We start from the raw sequence: 19,588 nt of genomic DNA, 5'->3' as shown, positions 1-19,588 counted from the left end.
TTCGTGGCAACCGACAAGACCGCTGAGCGCGTGGCGGGGGTGAACGGCCCCCGCCACGCGTCCCGGCGCGTCTTCTCGGTCAGGAAGGGGCTCCAGGTCCTCGCCTTCCTGGCCCCCGCCATCGTCGTCGTAGGCATCTTCACCTACCTGCCCATGCTCATCGGCAGCCAGATGGCGTTCCGCCGCTGGAGCATGTGGGACCTCACCGACACCCCCTTCGTCGGCCTGGACAACTTCGTCACCGTCGCGACGGACTCCAACTTCCCGCGCGTCATGATGAACTCGCTGATCTGGGTCCTCGGGTCGCTGATCCCGCAGTTCCTGCTCGGGTTCCTCATCGCCCTGGGCCTGCGGAGGACGTTCCGCTTCCGGGGCCTCTACCAGGCCGTCGTCTTCTACCCGTGGGCGGTGTCCGGATTCCTCATCGGCATCCTCTTCCGGTGGATGTTCAACTCCGAGTTCGGCGTGGTCAACGACCTGCTGATGCGGGTGGGCGTGGTGGACGCGCCCATCCCCTGGCTGGCCAAGCCGGAGCTCGCGATGCTGTCGGTGATCCTGGCCAACATCTGGTACGGCGTCACGTTCTTCGCCATCATGATCCTCGCCGCGCTCCAGTCCGTCCCGGATGAGTTGTACGAGGCGGCCGCCCTCGACGGCGCCGGCAGGTTCAGGACGCTGTTCCAGATCACCATCCCCACCATCAGGTCCACGCTGGTCCTCACGGTGCTGCTGCGCGTGATCTGGATCTTCAACTTCCCCGACATCATCTACGCCATGACCGGCGGCGGGCCCGGGGACCGCACCCAGATCGTCACCACCTGGATGATCCAGTTCACCCAGCAGGGTGACTACGGCATCGCGTCGGCGCTGGGCTTCATCGTCATGGCGGTCCTGGTGACCTTCACGGGGCTCTACCTTCTCCTGCTGAACCGGACGGGGCCGACGCGATGATCAACAGGGACCCATTCCTCATCAAGGCGTTCCGGGCCGTGGGCCTGAGCGTGTGGATGCTCATCACGCTCTTCCCGCTCTACTGGATCCTGCTGACCTCCTTCAAGCCGGCCAGCCAGATCGCCGAGTATCCCGTCAGGTACTGGCCGCGGGAGTTCTCGCTCGAGAACTACGCCGGGCTGTTCCAGAAGGCCCAGTTCGGCTCCTACCTGCTCAACAGCATCATCGTGTCGTCGGCCGCCGCGGCGGTGGCGACGCTGATCGCGCTGCTGAGCGCCTACGTGTTGTCGCGGTTCACGTTCAGGGGCAAGGGCGCCGTCATGCTGGCGTTCCTCGTCACCCAGATGATCCCGGCCTTCATCGCGCTCGGCCCGCTCTACCAGATGTTCACCCAGCTGGGGCTGGTCGACAGCCGGTTCGGCCTGGCGCTGGTCTACACGGCCATGACCATCCCGTTCTCCTCGATCATGCTGCGCGGGTTCTTTGACAACGTGCCCGACAGCCTGGAGGAGGCCGCCATGGTGGACGGCTGCTCCCGGTTCAGCGCGCTGTGGAGGGTGGTGGTGCCGGTCATGACGCCGGGCATCATCGCCACCTACATCTTCAACTTCGTAAACTGCTGGAACGAGCTGTTCCTGTCGGTCACGCTCATCAACACCGACGACCGCAAGACCATCCCGACGGCGCTCAACGGATTCATCTCCAGCTTCAACATCGAGTGGGGCCCGATGTCCGCCGCCGCGGTGCTGACCATCCTGCCCACCATGGTGCTGTTCGCCTTCGCCAGCCGGTGGATCGTCGCCGGGCTCACGCAGGGCGCCACCAAGGGCTGACCCACCACTCCGAAAGGGAAGTGATCCGCCATGGACCGCGCCACGCTTGAGTCGATCCAGCAGAGAATCCTGTGGCTCTCCACAGCCATGATCGAGCACGCCAACCATGTGCGGCCCGACGTCGACCACATCAAGGTGGGCGGCCATCAGGCCTCGTGCGCTTCCATGGTGACGTTGATGACCGCGCTGTACCTGCACCATCTCGACGCGGACGACTTCGTGGCGGTGAAGCCCCACGGCAGCCCGGTGCTCCACGCCATCCAGTACCTGTTGGGCGACCTGGACCGCTCGTACCTGACCAGGCTTCGTGACTTCGGCGGGCTCCAGGCCTACCCGTCGCGCACCAAGGATCCCGACCGCGTGGACTTCTCCACCGGATCCGTGGGGCTCGGACCGGCGGCCACCATCTTCGCGGCGTCGACGCGCCACTACGTGGACGCCCACTTCGGTAGGCGGCCCGATTCGCGCTTCGTGGCGCTTCTGGGCGACGCGGAGCTCGACGAGGGCAACATCTGGGAGGCCGTGCACGACCCGGCGTCGAACCGCCTCGGGTCGGTGACCTGGCTCGTCGACTTCAACCGGCAGAGCCTGGACCGGATCGTCCCGGACATGCGGATCAGCCCGTGGCACGCGGCGTTCGAGGCGCACGGCTGGCAGGCCATCCAGCTCAAGTACGGCCGCCGGTTCCGCGCGTTCGTGGAGGAGCGTGGGGGAGAGCCGTTGCGGGAGTGGATCGACGTCATGCCCAACGAGCGCTACCAGTCGCTGTTCGGGCTGTCGCCGTTGGAGCTGCGGTCGCGGCTGCTGGACGGCGCCCCGAGGGACGTCGTCGGCCTGCTGGCCGACGAGGACGACGCGTCGGTGGCGGCGCTGGTCACCGACCTGGGCGGGCACGACCTCCCCAGCGTCATCGAGGCGCTCGAGCAGGCCGACGCAGACCGCGACCGGCCCTCGGTCATCTTCGCCTACACCCACAAGGGATGGGGCCTGCCCATCCAGGGCAACGCCCGCAACCACGCCGCCGTGCTGTCCAGCGAGCAGGTCGAGGTGCTCCGCGCCGAGCTCGGCATCCCGGACGACGACTGGTGGGCGGGCTTCGCCGACGGCTCGCCGGAGTCGGAGTTGCTCAAGCGCCGGGCCGCGCACCTGCGCCGCGAGACGGCCGTGCTGCCGGCGGCGCCAGCGGTGCCGCTGTCCACGGGCCCTCGGACCAGCCGGCCGGTGAGCACGCAGGAGGCGTTCGGGCGGATCCTCACCGATCTGGGCCGCGACGACGATCTTGGCCGTCACCTCGTGACCACCTCACCGGACGTGGCGACGTCGACCAACCTGGCCGGCTGGATCAACAAGGTGGGCGTCTTCGCCGAGGATGAGCGCCAGGTGTGGTCCCACGACCCGATGCTGCGGTGGCGCGAGGGGCCCGCCGGGCAGCACATCGAGCTGGGGATCTCGGAGATGAACTTCTTCCTCCTCCTCTCGCATCTGGGGCTGGCTGGGCACTTCTCCGGCCAACGGTTGCTGCCGATCGGCACGGTGTACGACCCGTTCGTCTGCCGCGGGCTCGATGCCCTGATCTACGCCGTGTACTCGGGCGCGTCCTTCATCTTCGCCGGGACACCGTCGGGGGTCACCCTGGCGCCCGAGGGCGGCGCCCATCAGTCGACCATCACGGCGTCGATCGGCCTGGAGTTGCCCGGGCTGACGCTGCACGAGCCGGCCTTCGTCAAGCCGCTGGACTGGCTGCTGTGCGACGCGGCCGGGCGCGTGCTCCGGGCCGACGGGAGGACCGCGGACGCGGCGTACTTCAGGTTGAGCACGCGGCCTGTGGCGCAGGACGCGTTCGAGGCGGCGGAGCAGCGGCTGGGCACCGCCGTGATCCGCGGACAGGTGCTGGGGGGCGCCTATCTGCTGCGGGATTCCGGCGCTGGCGCGGACCGTCGAGGCCCGGCGGTGTCGTTGGTGGGTGCCGGTGCGGTCCTGCCGGAGGTGCTGGCCGCCGCTGGTGAGCTGGCCGATGAGGGGATCCTGGTGGATGTGGTCGACGTCACCAGCCCGGGGCGGCTGTACCGGGACTGGCGGGCGGGGATCGTCGACGGGGTGCGCACCGCGCGCACGGCGGGTCTGCCAGGGGCGTTGCGCGCCGTGTTCCGCGAGCGGCGGCCGATCGTCACCGTCCAGGACGCTGCGAGCCACTCGCTCACCTGGTTGGGCGGTGCGCTGGGCGTCCCGACGGCGTCGCTGGGGGTGGACTCGTTCGGGCAGAGCGGGTCGGTCGACGCGTTGTATCGGGAGCACCACCTCGACGCGGGCTCGATCGTGAACGCGGCTTTGGGCGTGCTGAGTCTGTAGAGCGACCTGTTCCGGGTGGGTCCACCGCTTCTGTCACCAGCGGTTGCGGCAGCGCAGATCCAGGCTCAGGCCGTCAGTTGTCTGAGCCCCATCGGGGTGCCGTGCTCGAGCCATATGGACAATGCCTCCGGCGAGAGCAGTTCATCGATACCGTGAAGGCCAGTCCGATCTGGCCCGCGCGATCTCCAAGCGGAGACGTGACGATGTCGAGGGAGCGGGTGGCCAGCGGCAAGGACCTGTCGAGGACCGCCCGACGGTGGCCAGGTATATCTCCCGACGACGCCGGTCGCTTGTGGTGGCACCAGTGAAACGGACCGTGTCGGGAATGAAAATCGGCGAGCACGGCGACGAAAATCGGCGAACAAAGTGACGAAAATCGGTGAGTAGTCATCTATGCTCTGGGCATGGCACTGCTCTTGGAACGCTTCCTCAGGCCCCGGATACTCGAGGCGCTGAACGACACCAGGATCGTGGTGGTCCAGGGGGCGCGGCAGGTGGGCAAGTCAACCCTTGCGTCGGAAGTCGTCACCCTGCGCGGCGGCCGGCTGGTGACACTGGACGACGAGGTGACCCGAACGGCAGCGGAGCTTGATCCGGCCGGCTTCGTACGTCAGTTCCCCGAGGGGCTGCTGGCCATCGACGAGGTCCAGCGGGTGCCAGCGCTCATCCTCGCGCTGAAGATGACAGTGGACGCCGACCCGCGTCCGGGCCGGTTCCTCCTGACTGGCTCCGCCAACCTGCTCCGGCTTCCCGCCATGCAGGACAGCTTGGCCGGCCGCGCCGAGGATGTGGAGTTGTTCGGGTTCAGCCAGGGGGAACTCGAAGGACGTCGGGAGACATTCATCGACCGAATGTTCGGCGGGGACTCAGCCGCTGGTCATCGCAGCAACCTGACGCGGGCTGACTACCTCGAGCGTGCGTACGCCGGTGGGTATCCGGAGGCCTTGGCCCGGGCGCGTGGGCGCAGACGGGCGGACTGGTACGACAACTATGTGCGTCGGATCACCGAACGCGATGCCCACGATGTGTCAGGCCTGCAGCGATTGGAGGAACTGCCGCTGCTCCTGCGGCTGCTGGCTGCTCGAGATGCGGCAGAGTTGAATGTCGCGGGCATCGCCAATGACGCCGGGATTCCTGTGCGGACGCTGGCGCCATACCTGTCGCTGCTCGAGACCCTTTATCTCATCCAGCGGATCCCAGCATGGTCGACCAACCTGTCCAAGCGGGTTGTCGCGCGGCCCAAGTGCGCTCTGCTCGACACCGGCCTCGCTGCGCGGCTCGTCAACGTAGACGCGCTTGGGCAAGGCGCGTCTGCCCTGCAGATGGCGAAAGGTCTACTCGAGGGTTTCGTAGCCGGCGAACTGCGCCGCCAACTGGGCTGGTCGGACGAGGCCCCGAGACTCTGGCATTACCGCGACCACGGCGGCGCCGAGGTGGACCTCGTGCTGGAGGCCGCCGACGGCCGGGTGGTCGCCGTGGAGGTCAAGGCGAGCTCGTCCGTCGGCGCCTCCGACGCCCGTTGGCTCGCCGCGATGCGTGATCGCCTCGGGCGACGGTTCGTGCAGGGGGTCATCCTTCATACCGGGCCTGCCGCTGCGCCCTTCGGGGACCGGATCACCGCGGCTCCGCTCGACGTCCTCTGGCGCATGTAGACCCCGACTTTCACGGCCTGAAGCGACTCACCTTGGCTCGCCTGTCCCCAGGCCGAGGAAGCGGTCGAGGAATGCCGCCAGCCGCGACAGCACCCTTGCCTTCTTCTCGCCGTGACCGTTCGCCGCGGCGAAGCGGGAGACGGGCGGGAGGATCTTCGTCACTGCTGTGCCGGTGGTCTGGAGGGCACCGTCGACGAAGGCATGGGCGACGAAGCGCCTGGTCTCCTCAGGCTTGAGGTGCTCGTCGTCGATGATGGTCTGCAGTTCGGCCTCGCGCCGCTGGGCGATATAGGCCTGCCATTCGGCGTCGAGCTGGCCGTGGGCGGAGACGGAGTCGACGAACGCCTCGATGAGGTCCTTCTTGCTGCGCAGGCTGGGGGAGGCGTCGACGGCGCGGGTGATGGTGGCGCGCAGTTCCTTGTCGTCGCCGTCGCCTCGTTCCTGGCGGTACCTGTCGACGAGCATGAGGATGTAGTCGACGTTGATCTCGACCTGCTTGACCAGCTCGATCTCGAAGACCACGTCGTCGTTGATGGTCTCCTTCTCTGCGTCGGTGTCCTTGCGGTATTCGGCGTAGAAGTCGAGGTAGAGGCTGCGGTAGTCCTGGCTCTGGCGGTCGGTGAGGATCTCGTGGCCGGTGAATTCGTCGAACGAGGTGAGGATGTTGGTCAACCGCAGGATGGCGCCGAAGAGGGCGATGAACGCCTTCTGCTCGCCTTCCCCGATGATCTGCTGCCCGAGGGGGAACCGGTCCAGCAGCTCGGTGACCTTGTCGGCGTACTCGTCGTAGTACTCGCGGTAGGGCTTGAGCAGGACGACGCCTCGGGCGTCGCGGTTGCCGAACAGGGCGATGGCGTCGTTGGTCTGCTCCTCGAGGTCGCGGAAGGAGACGATGTTGCCGTAGGTCTTGACCGAGTTGAGGATGCGGTTGGTGCGGGAGTAGGCCTGGATGAGGCCGTGGGCGCGCAGGTTCTTGTCCACGAACAGAGTGTTCAGGGTGGTGGCGTCGAAGCCGGTGAGGAACATGTTGACCACGATCACCAGGTCGATCTCGCGGTTCTTCAGCCGCATCGACAGATCCTTGTAGTAGCTCTCGAACTGCTTCGCGGAGGTGTCCCAGCTGGTGCCGAAGAGGTCGTTGTAGTCCTGGATGGCGTCTTCCAGGAAGTCCCGGGCTGAGGCGTCGAGCTGGTAGGTGTCGAAACCCTCCTCGTCGAGCACCCCGTCGCCGAGGGCCTCGTTGGCGGCATAGGAAAAGATCAAACCCACCTTGAGCCGATTGTCGGGGGTGAGGTCCTGCTGCTGGAGGGCGAACTGGTTGTAGTACATCCGTGCCGCCTCGATCGACGCGGTGGCGAACAGGGCGTTGAAGCCGCGGACCCTCTTCTCGCCGAGCGTGTAGGCCTGGGAGCGTTTGGTCTTCTGGTCGAAGTGCTCACGGGTGTACTCGACGATCTTCGCGAGCCGTTCGGGGGCGAGGAGGGCGCGTTCGGTGTCGATGGCGGAGACCTGCTTGTCGGTGACCTGGCCGACCTGGATGGTGTTGACGTAGTCGATCCGGAACGGCAGCACGTTCTTGTCGGTGATGGCGTCGACGATGGTGTAGGTGTGCAGCTTGTTCCCGAACGCCTGCTCGGTGGTCTTCAGCTGCGGGTTGCCGCCGGTGCCGGAGTTGGCGGCGAAGATCGGGGTGCCGGTGAACCCGAACAGGTGGTAGCGCTTGAAGGCGCGGGTGATGGCGGTGTGCATGTCGCCGAACTGGGAGCGGTGGCACTCGTCGAAGATGATCACCAAGTGCCCGGTGTAGATCTCGTGGCCCTTGTTCGCGGCGATGAACGTGGCCAGCTTCTGGATGGTGGTGATGATGATCCGCGCCGCCGGGTCCTCCAGTTGCTTCTTCAGGATGGCGGTTGATGTGTTTGAGTTCGCCGCGCCCTTCTGGAAGCGTTCGTATTCGCGCATGGTCTGGTAGTCGAGGTCCTTGCGGTCGACGACGAACAGCACCTTCTCCACCCCCGGCATCCGGGTGGCCAGCTGGGCGGCCTTGAAGCTGGTCAGCGTCTTGCCCGAGCCGGTGGTGTGCCACACATATCCGCCCGCGTTGAGGGTGCCGAGCTGCTTGTAGTTGGTGGCGATCTGGACCTTGTTCAGGATCTTCTCGGTGGCGACGATCTGGTAGGGCCTCATCACCAGCAGCAGCCGGTCCGAGGTGAGCACGCAGTATCGGGTCAGGATGTTGAGCAGAGTGTGCCGGGCGAAGAACGTCTTCGCGAACGCGGGCAGGTCCTGGATCGGCCGGTTGCCCGCGTCGGCCCACCATGAGGTGAACTCGAACGAGTTCGACGTCTTCTTCGTCCGCTTCGACCCCGACGCCTCCTTGATGTGCTGACTGCGGGTGGTGTTGGAGTAGTACTTCGTCAGGGTGCCGTTGGAGATGACGAACAGCTGCACGTACTCGAACAGCCCCGTCCCGGCCCAGAACGAGTCGCGCTGGTAGCGGTCGATCTGGTTGAACGCCTCCCGGATGTCCACCCCGCGACGCTTCAACTCCACGTGCACCAGCGGCAGCCCGTTGACCAGGACCGTTACGTCGTAGCGCGTCGCGTGCCTCGCGCCGCCATCCCCAACGCCGGTCTCGTACTGGTTGAGGACCTGCAGCTTGTTGTTGTGGATGTGCTCCTTGTCGATCAGGCGCACGTTCTTCGTCGTCCCGTCGTCGCGGCGCAGCAGCTTGACATGGTCCTCCTGGATGCTGACCGTCTTGTCCGCGATGCCGGCGTTGGCGCTGGCCACCTGAGCAGAGAAGAACTGCTCCCACTCCACATCCGAGAACGTGAGTTGGTTCAATGCCTCCAGCTGGCGGCGAAGGTTCGCGATCAGGTCCTGCTCGCTGTGCGCGTGAAGGCGCTCGTAGGCCTGCGACTCGAGGATGCGGATGAACTCCCGCTCGAGCTGGGCCTCCGACTGGTACCCGGGAGGCGACGATGCCTCCGCCGGGTACTCGGCCACCACCGTGCTCTCCGCACTGATAGCGATCGCCTCGAAGTGTGATGGCGTCGGTCCCCAGGCGGGCTGGGTTGGGCCACCCATTCAGAGGCCCAATGCGTCGAGAAAGGCGTCTGCCTCTTCGTCGCTGAGATCGGGAATGCCACCGAACTGAGGTCCCGGTGCGCTGGCCAGGATCTGTTCCAAGGGCACCACTTGAAGTACTCGATCGACGGTCGTGAGAGCCGCAGTGCTCTCACAGGATCGTGACTCCGACCCCTCAGTCATGCAACTCCACCGCCTTCATCATGCTGATCGTCATGCTAATCCTTTGGTATGACGGTGGAATGATGCACTGACGCCTCGTGGCGACGACGGTGCCGGGACACTCGAATATGACTGACAAGCGGTCCGATCTGGCAGCGAGGGTGCGAGGTCAGATGGCGAGGCCACGGTTCTCCCAGTCGGCATAGTTTCCGCCTTCCCAGACCCATTCGATTCTGCCGTTGCACGACCGGCCGAGGGCGACGGCGCCGGCGGTCGACGGCGAGGTGAACGGCACGTCGCGGGTCAGGCGCCCGACCTTGCCCTCCACGACGATGGAGCCGTCCGCCACCAGCTTCTGGTGCTGCGCCCGGTATGAGGCGTAGGCCCGCTGGGTGCTCTGCGCCTTTCCGGTGCCTGACCACGCGCCTACCACCAGGGAGCCGGCGAGGATCGTGAACTCGTCGCCGAAGAGCTGCGCCCTGGCTTGAACACCCAGGTGGGGGCGGGTCAGCGTGAAGACGGGGGAGTCCGTCGACGGCTTCGGTTCGGCCTGGGGCGTCGTCCGGGTGCGGATCACGTTCACGCCGAGGACGGGAAGGATGATGTGCAGGTGGCTGAGGAATGCCTCCATGTCCGAGGCCTGGGCCTCGGACAGCTTGCGTCCTTGTGGTGTGTTGTCGTTGCGGAGCGTCACCCGCGCGGCCTGCCGAGCCAGGTCTACCAACCGCGCTTCAAGGTAGCCCCAGTGACCCTCGTTGAAGCCGTCGTCCTTGGCGGTGATGAGCACCGCGCGGTCCCAGAACTCCTTCTTGGCCTTGTGATCCCTGAACCGGTTCCGGAAGTTCTCGGTGCGCCCGATGTAACAGGTCTCGCCGCCGATGGCCTCGTCGTCCTTCCCCATCAGTAGGTAGGCGCCGTTGCGTTGTGCCTCGTCGCGCTTGAGGATGTCGGCAAGATCAGCGCGCGGCCCGGACAGCACGTGTCCGGTCCAGCCGGCGATCTCCGCCGTCGTGATCCCACCCGGCACTCCCTCGACGAGGAACAGCTCGATGTGCTTGCCGTTCATCGCATCTCCTCGAAGGTGAGCAGCTTGTCGCGGTAGTACTCGTACTGCCGACGACGGGCCGCCAGCTCGGCTGACAGGCCCACGCTGAGGTCATTGAGCAGGGCATCGAACGCATCCAGCGTCTCCACGATGCGCTCCTGCTCATCAAGAGGACGAAGCGCGATGGGGATCTTCGCGAGGTTCTCACCCGACAGGCGCTTCACCTTGGCTCGAGCCACGTACTGAGCCTTCGCGTCATGGAACGCGCGGGTCTGAGACCAGTAGGACACGTACTTCGGGTTCAGCGAATGCCTGAACGTGAAGCAGTCGTCATGGACGGCCACCGGCTCATCGCCAAGCCACGCGACAGCCTTACCCACGTCCTCAACCGTCTCACCAACCGCTGCGAACACCACGTCTCCCTGCTCAGCGAACCGCAGTTGGGTACGCAGTTCTGACCGGACGGAGGTCGCGGCCTCGGTAGTGAAGACTCCATAGTGCGTGTAGATCTCGCCGTAGTGGATCGCGCCGATACCCGCATCGTCGACTCGGTCGTTCTTGGTGAAGCGCCGGCCTCGCATGAAAGAGCCCACCGCACCTAGGGGTTCCAAGCTGGAGGCCCCGTCGGTGAGGAGGCGGTCGCGTAGGTGGACATATTGAACCCGACGAGCTTCCAGCTCCGCCTCCAGCTTCGTTTCCAGCTTCGCTTCCAGCTCGCTGAAGTGATCCAGGATGCGGACGATCTCACGCTGCATCTCCAACGGCGGCAAGGGAATTCGCACCTTCAGCAGCTGGTTCGCGGACACGTCGATTACCTTCGTGCCCGTAGCCAGCGCACGCTTCTGGGCAGAAAAGGACGGCGTCTGAAACCAGTATGAAAGGAACTTCGGATCTTGTTCGTGGCGGATAACAGTCGCGTGGCCACCGGTGACGATGGGTTCGTCGCCGAGCCACGCGACGGCCTTACCTACATCTGCGAGGTTCTCGCTTGTGTTGGTGATGATGACGTCACCGGGCGAGGCCGGTGCGAGTCTCAGGGCCGACTGAGGCGAGACGAAGGAAGTCGTCTGCTTCGCCCACGTCCCGTAATTCGTGTAGATCTGCCCGTAATGGATCGCCCCCACGCCTGATTCAGTGAGTTCCGTCTTCGGCATACCGTTGCCTCGAATGAGGGTGGCGAAGTCTCCCAACAACACGAAGGGGACACCGTCGGGGCAACGGTCCGCGATCAGGTCGTCGATCCTGCTCATGATCCGTCCTTATCGGCAGGGTCGGCGCCCGCCTCGGTCTGGGCTTCGAGCTCGAGGAACCGATCAAAGTCGCTGACGAACTGCCGGTCCTGGATGATCCGATACCGCTCGAACTCGGTCTCGGCGTGGAGCTTCGCTTGCTCGCGTGAGACCTTCCCAGGGCCGGTGAGGATCTCGGTGCCGTTGAACTCTAGGAACCCGTCCAACCGGCCAGCCCAGTCTTGCATCGACATCGGGATGCGGCGACTTGCCTGCAACTCGGCGTAGTCGAGGTACATCGAGACGATGCGGTTGAGGAAGTCCAACTCAGCGCTGGTCAGGTAGTTCTTCGCGATGGAGACATCGGACTTCACGATCCTTCCGCCCAGCGCGGCGTTCCAGGTGGTGAGTCCCATGTGGGGTTGCTCGGCGCTCGCGCGCTCGACGATGAGCTCTGCTGAGGTGTGCCGGTGCGTGGCCCAGTGCAGCTTGTTCTGCACGAGGGCGAAGAACTCGCGGGTGGTCGAAGCCTCAGGGTCGTAGTCGAACGCCGACGCGTAGATGTCGGTGATTTGCTGATAGAACCTTCGCTCCGATGCGCGGATGTCGCGGATCAGCTCCAACTGGCGCTTGAAGTAATCCTCGGTGAAGCGGTGGCCGCTCTTCAGGCGCTCTACGTCCATCGTCCAGCCTTGGATCGTATAGTCCTTCACGATCTGGGCGGCCCACTTGCGAAACTGCACCGCGCGGGGGTTGTTCACCTTGAATCCGACGGCGATGATCGCCTGCAGGTTGTAGTGCCTGGTGTTGTAACGCTTGCCGTCGGCGGCAGTGATTAAGTAAGACTTAACAACTGCCCCCGGATCAATCTCTCCGTCATCGAACAGACGTTTCAGATGCTGGTTGATAGCCGACACTGACACGCCGTACAGCTCCGCCATCAGACGCTGGGTCAGCCAGATGTTCTCCTCCTCGTACCTCAGCTCGACTGCATCGTCGTCGCCGCCCGTCGCAGCGATGAAGGTGAGGTACTCCGCGGATGAAGAGGGGGTCAAATCACTCACTATGAGCCTCCCTCGAGGTCCGCGACGATCTCGTCGATCGCGGTGCGCAGTTCCTGTTGGCGGGCGACGATGCGGGCGATCTCGGCGTTGAGGGCCGTGATGTCGACCTCTTCGTGAGTGTCTTCCTGTTCGACGTAGGAGGACACTGCGATGTTGTAGTCGTTGGCGGCGATGTCTCCGGCCGCGACGAGCTTGGCGTAGTGGGCCTCGTCGACGCGGGCGGTGACGGCGTCGAGGATGCGGCGTTGGTGGGGGTCGGTGAGCTTGTTCTTATTCCCGGCGCGGGTGAACTCGGCGGAGGCGTCGATGAACAGCACCTGGTTGTCGGTCTTGGATTTCTTCAGCACGATGATGCAGGTGGCGATGGTGGTGCCGAAGAACAGGTCTGGGGGGAGCTGGATGACGGCGTCGATGTAGTTGTTGTCGATCAGGTACTGGCGGATCTTGCGCTCAGCGCCGCCGCGGTAGAGGACGCCAGGGAACTCGACGATGGCGGCGGTGCCGTCGACGGCCAGCCAGCTGAGGATGTGCAGGGTGAAGGCGAGGTCGGCCTTGGACTTCGGCGCCAGGACCCCGGCGGGGGAGAAGCGGGGGTCGTTGATGAGTAGCGGGTTGGCGTCGCCTTCCCACTTGATGGAGTAGGGCGGGTTGGACACGATCGCCTCGAACGGCTCGTCGTCCCAGTGGGCGGGGTCGGTGAGGGTGTCGCCGTGGGCGAGGTCGAACTTCTCGTAGTTGATGTCGTGGAGGAACATGTTGATCCGCGCCAGGTTGTAGGTGGTCAGGTTGATCTCCTGACCGAAGAACCCGTTGTGGACGTTGTCCTTGCCCAGCACCTTGGCGAACTTCAGCAGCAGCGACCCGGAGCCGGCGGCGGGGTCGTAGACCTTGTTCACCGACGTCTTGCCCACCACGGTGATGCGGGCCAGGAGTTCGGAGACCTCTTGCGGGGTGTAGAACTCGCCGCCGGATTTGCCGGCGCTGGAGGCGTACATGGTCATCAGGTACTCGTAGGCGTCGCCGAAGAGGTCGATGGTGTTGTCCTCGAAGTTGCCCAGGGGCAGGTCGCCGATGGCGTCGAGGAGTTTGACCAGCTTCTCGTTGCGGCGGGCGACGGTGGGGCCGAGCTTGGAGGAGTTGACGTCGAGGTCGTCGAACAGGCCTTTGAGGTCGTTCTCGCTGGGGGTGCCGAGCGCGGAGCCCTCGATGTTCTTGAACACCCGCTCCAGGGTCTCGTTGAGGTTCGCGTCGGTCTTGGCGTGGAAGCGGACGTTGACGAACAGCTCCGAGGGGAGGATGTAGAAGCCCTTCTCGGCGACGGTGACGTCGCGGCCGAACTCGGCTTCGGGGTCGCTGAGTTGGGTGTAGTCGAAGTTGGCGAGGCCGGCGTCGCGCTCGAACGAGTTGAGGTAGGCGGTGAGGTTCTCGGAGATGAAGCGGTAGAACAGCATGCCCAGCACGTAGGTCTTGAAGTCCCACCCGTCGACGCTGCCGCGCAGATCGTTGGCGATGCGCCAGATCGTCTTGTGCAGCTCAGCGCGCTGGGCTTCCTTCGTCGTGGGTGCCATGAGGCGTCGTCTCCCGTGGTCGTCGTCGGTGGGTGGGACTCACGATATCGGTGGGCTCGGACAGGAACGCCGAGCGCACGAGTTGCGCGGCGGTGCGCGACCAGTTCCGGCACCACCGCAGCTCGGTCACACCGGACACGGGCCGTGCGACTTCAACGCCCGATTCTGCTGAGAGTCAGATGTCGCTGGAAGGCTGAGGCGGGTCGAGGGTGCCCCCACGGCGGTCGTCGGCGGCTAATTGTCAGGTCTGGTGGCATAGTCGGCACTAGACCTGACAATTAGTCCATCCGCCAAATGACGCACGCCCACATCGTTGGCTGACTTGGAAACGTTTCTCAGCTTCGAGGCTCGTCCTGCGTTCCTCGCTCCTCAACGTCCACAGCCAGACGTCCAGTGGATCAGCGACATGGATATTCGTAGGGACCCCCGCGGTTCAGCGGTACTGGCGCTTCTGAGCGGCGACGATGCCCATGACGACATCCTGCGGAAGTAGAACGACCTCCAGGGTGACGCCCAGGTAGGCGATGGCGGCTCCCTGCCATGAGGACCCTCGAAGATGCTTGATGGCGACAGGGTCGCTGACACACAGGATCAGCCTCTCCGGGGCGGGGCTGAGGGACTGGGCGACCCAGTGCAGCTTCACGGCATCGGTGACCAGCTTGTTCTTCTGCGCCACCTTGGCCGGCCCCTGGTGAGCCCAGCACTCGACGAGGGTAGTGAGTCGATCATCGGCTCCATCCAACTCCACCCGCGCCCCCGAGGGGTGGTGCAGCTTGCGCGGGCGCAGTTGTACACCGAGCGACTCGGAGAGGATTCGCACCATGGCGGTTTCGGCCATGCGCTGCTCATGGGAGGCGCCTGGTAAGCCGTGCCCGATCTCCACTATGTCGTCATTCGAGCCGGCGGGCGGAGTGATCCTCATCGCGTGATCGCCTGACATCGAAGGCCCCGAAAGGAGTTCGTTCACGATCTTGCCGTCGGGTCCCACAGTCCGCCGCAGCGTGCCTTCTATGGCCAGTTGGCGGCAGATCATGTTCACAGCCTGTCGTGGTGCGACACCCGATCTCCGTGAGAGTTGGTCGTCGTCCAATGGCTGCAACGTGTTGATGATCGCGTTGAGGACTCTGTCGCGGTTCGTCGTCATGTGGCTCGCCCGACGAGCTCGGCCCCTGCCGCCCACATGCCCATGTCCGCAGCGTAGCGACTGTGGCCGTGGCGTCTCGGGCCGATGGAGAATCACCACCTCAAGTCACTCATGTAGCGGCAGCTGGCTCCTCGCTGCCCGACCGCGCCACGAACTCGCGCAGGGCTGCAATCGAGGTGAAGACCCGGTAGCCCAACGCGGCCAGTGCGTCCTCGTCGAAGTCGTCTTCGTCGAGTTCGAGGACCACCTTCTCGCCCAGCCCCTCTTGCAGCCCGTGCGGCCACACAGCCTCCGCGATGGACAGCACCCTCCCCGTGTCGGGGTGCGCGATCTCGATGCCGCGCTCTGGCTCCGCGTAGCCCTGCGTGATAAGCCAGTCGACCAGAGCGTCGATCTCTTGGTTGCGGGTATCGTCGGCGTCTTCGTCGCCGACGATCACTGGATAGTTGCCTTCTACAGGTCCAAGGCCAGCCAGAGCCGGGTCGAGCTGCCCCGAGCGCAACCTCTGCAGAAGGGAGTTAGCAGCTGTGGAGAGCAACTCGCGGCGGGCCGCGAGGAACTCGGGGTAGGTGTCGATCTGCCACAGGTGATCCTCCATCGGTACCCACTGGCTGGCCAGGGCACCGGGAACCCGTGACTCGATCTCGGGCATGTAGATCGCGGGATCTGCGTCGCTCACCTGCAGATTCGTGTCCTGAGTGATCAGGCAGAAATTCGCGATGGCGTTGACCTGACCACGCGGGTAGCCGGCTGCGTAGAGCTTGGCCTTGGGGAAGATGTGGTGGACCTGAAGACCGTTGAGCCTCCCCAACAGCGCGTTCGAGATGGGGACGCCGGTGCCGAAGTCGCGGGCCTTCATGACACGCGTCAGCATGTAGAGCGTCGGGTAGAAGCGAGCACCCATACTGGTGCCGGCAAAGTCCTCAGGACGCACCGCTAGGTCGCCGCGCGAGAGCTCCAGTAGGCGGATCAAGCCCTCGACCCCCGCCTCGTCGACCGCCTCCAGATCCTGCGTGAGATAGGTCTCCGTCGAGGCCGCGTAGCGGCCCCACATGCCCGTGTGGATATACCAGTAAAGGAGCCGCGCCTGCTCGGACGCGTCTGGGAGGCGACCGCCGTTCCTGTGCATGTGCCGCGCGAGCACGACGAGCGGGAAGGGGAAGAGCACTCGTGCGTGGTCAAGCCCCAAGTGCCCGGCGATGACGTTCAGCCACTGGTTCACGTAGGTGAAGGCCAGTCCGAGCCCCGTCTGGACCTCGCGTACGGGACGGTCGGCAAGCGCGGTGAACCGTGCCTTCCCCGTCACTAACCCGTTGACGACACGGAGCAGCCAGTCCAGGCTGAAGTCATAGCCGCGCTCCCGCCAGTACCTCAGATGCTCGTTCATCTGGTGCCGGGCCTCAGGCCAACTGGCGCAGATCTTGGCCAGCGCGAGATCTCCCTTGGAGAGCTTGGTCCCGCCCGAGTTCACCCGGTTGAAGATGTCCACGACGACGTCGATGGTCTTGTCCGCCCCGGTCACCTCCTCGACGTGCATGTCGCGGTCACCGATACTTGTGACCTGAGCCAGGCGGCTCACGTACTGGCCGTTTCGGGCTTCGGGAGTATCCATGGTCAACACCTGTTGGAAGTACTTACCCGGGTCGGCAAACAGGTTGGGCACCGAGACCCACTCAGGGGAGTTCTGCATCTTCTGCCGCGCGTAGAACTCGAAGGTCTCCTCGACGACGTTGAAGTGGAGGCCAAGGAAGGTTGAGTCGTTGCCCTCGAAGAAGCGTGGCGCGCGTCCGCGGATCACGCCGTACAGCGTTGTCGCGCGTTGTTGACCGTCCAGGAGAAGCTTGATGGTGCCATCCCGGTCGGTCGGCTCGCCCCGCGCCGCTGTCGTCTCAGCCGCCGTCGACCACGTCATGAAGCTTCCCACCGGGTACCCACGGTACAGCGACGTGAAGAGTCCGCGGACCTGGTCCCGGTTCCAGACGTACCCCCGCTGGAACTCCGGGAGGGCGATCCCGCCATCATCGATGTGATCCAGAATTGTGCTTACCCTCACCGCGTCCCCCGTAGCAGTCGATCTCCGCTCACCCTAGCCCGGCTAGGTGCTCCTCTTGCTGGCTTCGGTCTGAGTAGTCTCCCTGCATGGCAGAGCAGCACGACACCACGACGCCCATTGCAGCTCGCCGTCGACTCGGTGTCGGCGTCAAGAATGTCCGGGCATGGCTGCGGGACCAGGGCTGGCAGTCGGTCCCCTACGCCTGCTGGCACCTCACGCCTGAGCAGGCGGCTCAGGTGCGCGAGTGGTTCAAGCGGTAGGTAGCCCGCGCAGTGGCTGTTGGCGCGGGACGGCCCGGCTCGTGCACGACGAGAGTCGGGGAGGCTCGAGCTGGACTGGTGTTCGGCCCAGCGCTACGATTGAATCAATTTGTAAGAAATGATTCAGGAGCTGGTGATGGAGGACATAACGGATACGATCCGGGGCGCTCTTGCGGCTGCCGGGCTCTCCCAGCGCGCGCTTGCGGACGAGACCGGCATCTCGCAGCCCACCCTGAACCGCATCCTCACCGGCTCTCGCCAGGCGAAGATGACCGAGATCCTGCTGATCGCCGACGCAACGGGGTGCACCGTCGCCCAGCTCACCGGATCAGCGGTGGCTGACCGGGTGCAGTACGCGGCTCGCGCTACCAACGGCGCCGACATGGATTCGATGCGGCAGCGGCTCCTGCACTTCATGGAACTCGACGCCTACCTCGACGACCAGGCCATTGCGGCGCAGTGATGGCCTCTGACATCGAACAGCAGGCCGCTGAGGCGGCCGGGGAGTTCCGTCGTGCCCACCGGCTCGGAATCCAGCCTCTGGGAGACCTTGTTGCCCTGATCGAGCAGACCACCGAACTCGATGTTGCGGTCCTCGACGTCGGACCCGACGAACACGGCCTGACCATGCGTGACCCCGCCAGAGACCGGGTATTCATCGGCATCGCCCGAACCCGTAACCCGATGCGGCAACGTTCCACCCTCGCGCACGAGCTTGGGCACCTGACTTTCCAGGACTGGAACGTCCCCCCGGGTCGCCGTCCGTTCGAGGAGAAGCGCGCGGACGCCTTCGCCCGTCACCTCCTCATCCCAACCGAAGCCATCGCGGAGTTCTTGGGCGACCGGAAAGTCACCACTGAGGCTGACCTCTCTGATGTGGTTCAGCGGTTCCTGGTGTCGCCCGCCATCGCGGCAATCGCGCTACGGCAGGCGGGTCGCATCACCGCCGAGATGTGCGAGGCATGGAGGAACGTCTACACCCCAGCCCTCGCAACCCGTTACGGGTGGGGCGACTACTACGCCGCCCTGCAGGACGACTCGGATCGGGTGCGGGCGCCTCAGCGGCTGGTTGCTCGGGCGGTCAATGGCTATGCGGAAGGGGTCGTGACAGCCCGGCAGATCGCTGCACTGCGCGGGCTGCCCGTCGAGTCGGTGGTTCGGGAACTCGCCGAGGCCGGGATCGCTCCCGTCGAACATGACCCGGCGGGGATCGCCGCCTCGGACCTGCCGGACGTCGAGGTGGACCTCAGCGGCTTGGACGATGCGGACTCGGCGTAGTGACGCGGCCGATCATTGACGCTGGCCCTGGCATCAACTTCTTCTCTCTCAACAGGGAACGGCTCCTCATCGCAACTCTCGGTCCCTTGAGCGCCCCAGAGGCGGTGCGTGACGAGGTGCTGCGGAAATCGCGCACCGACAGCCGGTTCAAAGCTGCGGGCCAGGTGTGGAGGAAGCTGGAGCCACGCTACATGGAGGTGCTCTCCGACGACGTCACAGATGAGCTGGCCACTGCCGTGAACCGCATCTCTGGGATGCCTGTTGAGCAGCGAATCCGTCGAAGCAAAGACCTGGGTGAGGTGATGGTCATCGCCCATGCGGTGGTGATGGCCGAGGGCGGCGATGACGTGTACGTTCTGATCGACGACGGCGGGGGCCGGAAGATGGCTGGCAGCGAAGCGCGTCGCCTGGATCGGCTTCGCCGCGCCGGACGCAAGGTGGGCGCCATCTGGCTGGTCGGTACAGTCACCGTGCTCGAGAGGGCTGCCGGGGGCGAGTATCTCCCTGACCGTGGCGCGATGCGTGAGCTCTACCAGCGGCTGCGCGGACTCGATGACGGCTTGCAACCGCTGGATGTCACCGGGCTCATGGATCTACCTTGCTGGCGATAGCCCGAGCCGATCCTCAAGTCACCATCCGGAGCCTGGAGCGATGCAAGGGACTTCCTGCAGGCCGCTGGCTACGGTCAATCCTTGGGCGCGCCAGCCATCCTCATGGATGCGTTCAACAAGTACCTGATTCCGCTGGGGGCCTCGGAGCCGTTGCTCACGCTCAGGAGGTCCGTCTTCCTTGACGAGGACTCGCGAACACTCACGTCATTCGTCCTCCGTGGCGGAGAGTAGCGCCTTGGGCGGCAGAGATTGCTCCCGATCATGTTGCACCACGTAGGAGCTGGGGCAACTCACCCCGC

General features: G+C 65.1%; 15 protein-coding genes. 8 read left to right on the top strand and 7 right to left on the bottom strand.

Going from position 1 to position 19,588, the window contains the following annotated elements:
• Positions 1-3: 3 nt before the first annotated feature.
• The 4 genes from ACZK39_RS09635 (at position 4) to ACZK39_RS09620 (ending at position 5,785) form a co-directional block, all read left to right on the top strand.
• Positions 4-951 carry a carbohydrate ABC transporter permease gene (locus ACZK39_RS09635; protein WP_463613178.1) on the top strand — a complete coding sequence of 316 codons (948 nt, stop codon included), beginning with the start codon at positions 4-6 and terminating at the stop codon, positions 949-951.
• Complete coding sequence (locus ACZK39_RS09630; protein WP_463613177.1) at positions 948-1,784, top strand: carbohydrate ABC transporter permease; 837 nt, start codon at positions 948-950, stop codon at positions 1,782-1,784. The genes ACZK39_RS09635 and ACZK39_RS09630 overlap by 4 nt, the downstream gene beginning before the upstream one ends.
• Before the next feature lie 30 nt (positions 1,785-1,814).
• Positions 1,815-4,133 (top strand): thiamine pyrophosphate-binding protein, encoded by a 2,319-nt coding sequence (locus ACZK39_RS09625; RefSeq protein ID WP_463613176.1) that lies wholly within the window; start codon positions 1,815-1,817, stop codon positions 4,131-4,133.
• 404 nt (positions 4,134-4,537) lie between these two features.
• Positions 4,538-5,785, top strand: a complete 1,248-nt coding sequence (locus tag ACZK39_RS09620; RefSeq protein ID WP_463613175.1) for an ATP-binding protein — start codon at positions 4,538-4,540, stop codon at positions 5,783-5,785.
• 27 nt (positions 5,786-5,812) lie between these two features.
• Here ACZK39_RS09620 and ACZK39_RS09615 read toward each other — a convergent pair whose 3' ends face one another.
• The 7 genes from ACZK39_RS09615 to ACZK39_RS09585 all read right to left on the bottom strand — a co-directional run bounded on the left by ACZK39_RS09615 (position 5,813) and on the right by ACZK39_RS09585 (position 17,140).
• The gene (locus ACZK39_RS09615; RefSeq protein ID WP_463613174.1) at positions 5,813-8,875 is read right to left on the bottom strand and encodes a type I restriction endonuclease subunit R; all 3,063 of its coding nucleotides are present in this window, start codon (positions 8,873-8,875) and stop codon (positions 5,813-5,815) included.
• A 331-nt stretch (positions 8,876-9,206) separates the two neighbouring features.
• Entirely contained in the window at positions 9,207-10,103 is an 897-nt protein-coding gene (locus ACZK39_RS09610) for a GIY-YIG nuclease family protein (protein ID WP_463613173.1), read from the bottom strand.
• A complete protein-coding gene (locus tag ACZK39_RS09605) occupies positions 10,100-11,332 on the bottom strand; it encodes a restriction endonuclease subunit S (protein WP_463613172.1) in 1,233 nt (410 codons plus the stop codon). The genes ACZK39_RS09610 and ACZK39_RS09605 overlap by 4 nt, the downstream gene beginning before the upstream one ends.
• Entirely contained in the window at positions 11,329-12,375 is a 1,047-nt protein-coding gene (locus ACZK39_RS09600; RefSeq protein WP_463613171.1) for a virulence RhuM family protein, read from the bottom strand. Before ACZK39_RS09600 ends, ACZK39_RS09605 begins: the two co-directional genes overlap by 4 nt.
• On the bottom strand, positions 12,375-13,943 hold the full coding sequence (locus ACZK39_RS09595) for a type I restriction-modification system subunit M (RefSeq protein WP_463613170.1): 1,569 nt from the start codon (positions 13,941-13,943) through the stop codon (positions 12,375-12,377). The genes ACZK39_RS09600 and ACZK39_RS09595 overlap by 1 nt, the downstream gene beginning before the upstream one ends.
• A 433-nt stretch (positions 13,944-14,376) precedes the next feature.
• A complete protein-coding gene (locus ACZK39_RS09590; protein ID WP_463613169.1) occupies positions 14,377-15,087 on the bottom strand; it encodes a hypothetical protein in 711 nt (236 codons plus the stop codon).
• A gap of 109 nt (positions 15,088-15,196) precedes the next feature.
• Positions 15,197-17,140, bottom strand: a complete 1,944-nt coding sequence (locus ACZK39_RS09585) for a GmrSD restriction endonuclease domain-containing protein (protein ID WP_463613168.1) — start codon at positions 17,138-17,140, stop codon at positions 15,197-15,199.
• 86 nt (positions 17,141-17,226) lie between these two features.
• On the opposite strand from ACZK39_RS09585, the gene ACZK39_RS09580 reads away from it, so the two are divergent.
• The 4 genes from ACZK39_RS09580 (at position 17,227) to ACZK39_RS09565 (ending at position 19,289) form a co-directional block, all read left to right on the top strand.
• Positions 17,227-17,400 carry a hypothetical protein gene (locus ACZK39_RS09580; protein ID WP_463613167.1) on the top strand — a complete coding sequence of 58 codons (174 nt, stop codon included), beginning with the start codon at positions 17,227-17,229 and terminating at the stop codon, positions 17,398-17,400.
• Between the two features lie 136 nt (positions 17,401-17,536).
• On the top strand, positions 17,537-17,863 hold the full coding sequence (locus ACZK39_RS09575; protein WP_463613166.1) for a helix-turn-helix domain-containing protein: 327 nt from the start codon (positions 17,537-17,539) through the stop codon (positions 17,861-17,863).
• Positions 17,863-18,678, top strand: a complete 816-nt coding sequence (locus tag ACZK39_RS09570) for an ImmA/IrrE family metallo-endopeptidase (protein ID WP_463613165.1) — start codon at positions 17,863-17,865, stop codon at positions 18,676-18,678. Before ACZK39_RS09575 ends, ACZK39_RS09570 begins: the two co-directional genes overlap by 1 nt.
• Before the next feature lie 86 nt (positions 18,679-18,764).
• Positions 18,765-19,289 carry a PIN domain-containing protein gene (locus ACZK39_RS09565; RefSeq protein WP_463613164.1) on the top strand — a complete coding sequence of 175 codons (525 nt, stop codon included), beginning with the start codon at positions 18,765-18,767 and terminating at the stop codon, positions 19,287-19,289.
• Positions 19,290-19,588 lie beyond the last annotated feature (299 nt).

This window comes from Tessaracoccus luoxuelianae (genome assembly GCF_055326245.1).
Note: the sequence above shows the minus strand (reverse complement) of the source record. Positions and strands in the feature narration are given on the sequence as shown.

Coding starts and splice junctions, on each gene's coding strand:
- ACZK39_RS09605 (WP_463613172.1), bottom strand. CDS start 11,332: ATGAGCAGGATCGACGACCTGATCGCGGACCGTTGCCCCGACGGTGTC.
- ACZK39_RS09625 (WP_463613176.1), top strand. CDS start 1,815: ATGGACCGCGCCACGCTTGAGTCGATCCAGCAGAGAATCCTGTGGCTC.
- ACZK39_RS09630 (WP_463613177.1), top strand. CDS start 948: ATGATCAACAGGGACCCATTCCTCATCAAGGCGTTCCGGGCCGTGGGC.
- ACZK39_RS09615 (WP_463613174.1), bottom strand. CDS start 8,875: ATGGGTGGCCCAACCCAGCCCGCCTGGGGACCGACGCCATCACACTTC.
- ACZK39_RS09610 (WP_463613173.1), bottom strand. CDS start 10,103: ATGAACGGCAAGCACATCGAGCTGTTCCTCGTCGAGGGAGTGCCGGGT.
- ACZK39_RS09570 (WP_463613165.1), top strand. CDS start 17,863: ATGGCCTCTGACATCGAACAGCAGGCCGCTGAGGCGGCCGGGGAGTTC.
- ACZK39_RS09595 (WP_463613170.1), bottom strand. CDS start 13,943: ATGGCACCCACGACGAAGGAAGCCCAGCGCGCTGAGCTGCACAAGACG.
- ACZK39_RS09580 (WP_463613167.1), top strand. CDS start 17,227: ATGGCAGAGCAGCACGACACCACGACGCCCATTGCAGCTCGCCGTCGA.
- ACZK39_RS09575 (WP_463613166.1), top strand. CDS start 17,537: ATGGAGGACATAACGGATACGATCCGGGGCGCTCTTGCGGCTGCCGGG.
- ACZK39_RS09620 (WP_463613175.1), top strand. CDS start 4,538: ATGGCACTGCTCTTGGAACGCTTCCTCAGGCCCCGGATACTCGAGGCG.
- ACZK39_RS09590 (WP_463613169.1), bottom strand. CDS start 15,087: ATGACGACGAACCGCGACAGAGTCCTCAACGCGATCATCAACACGTTG.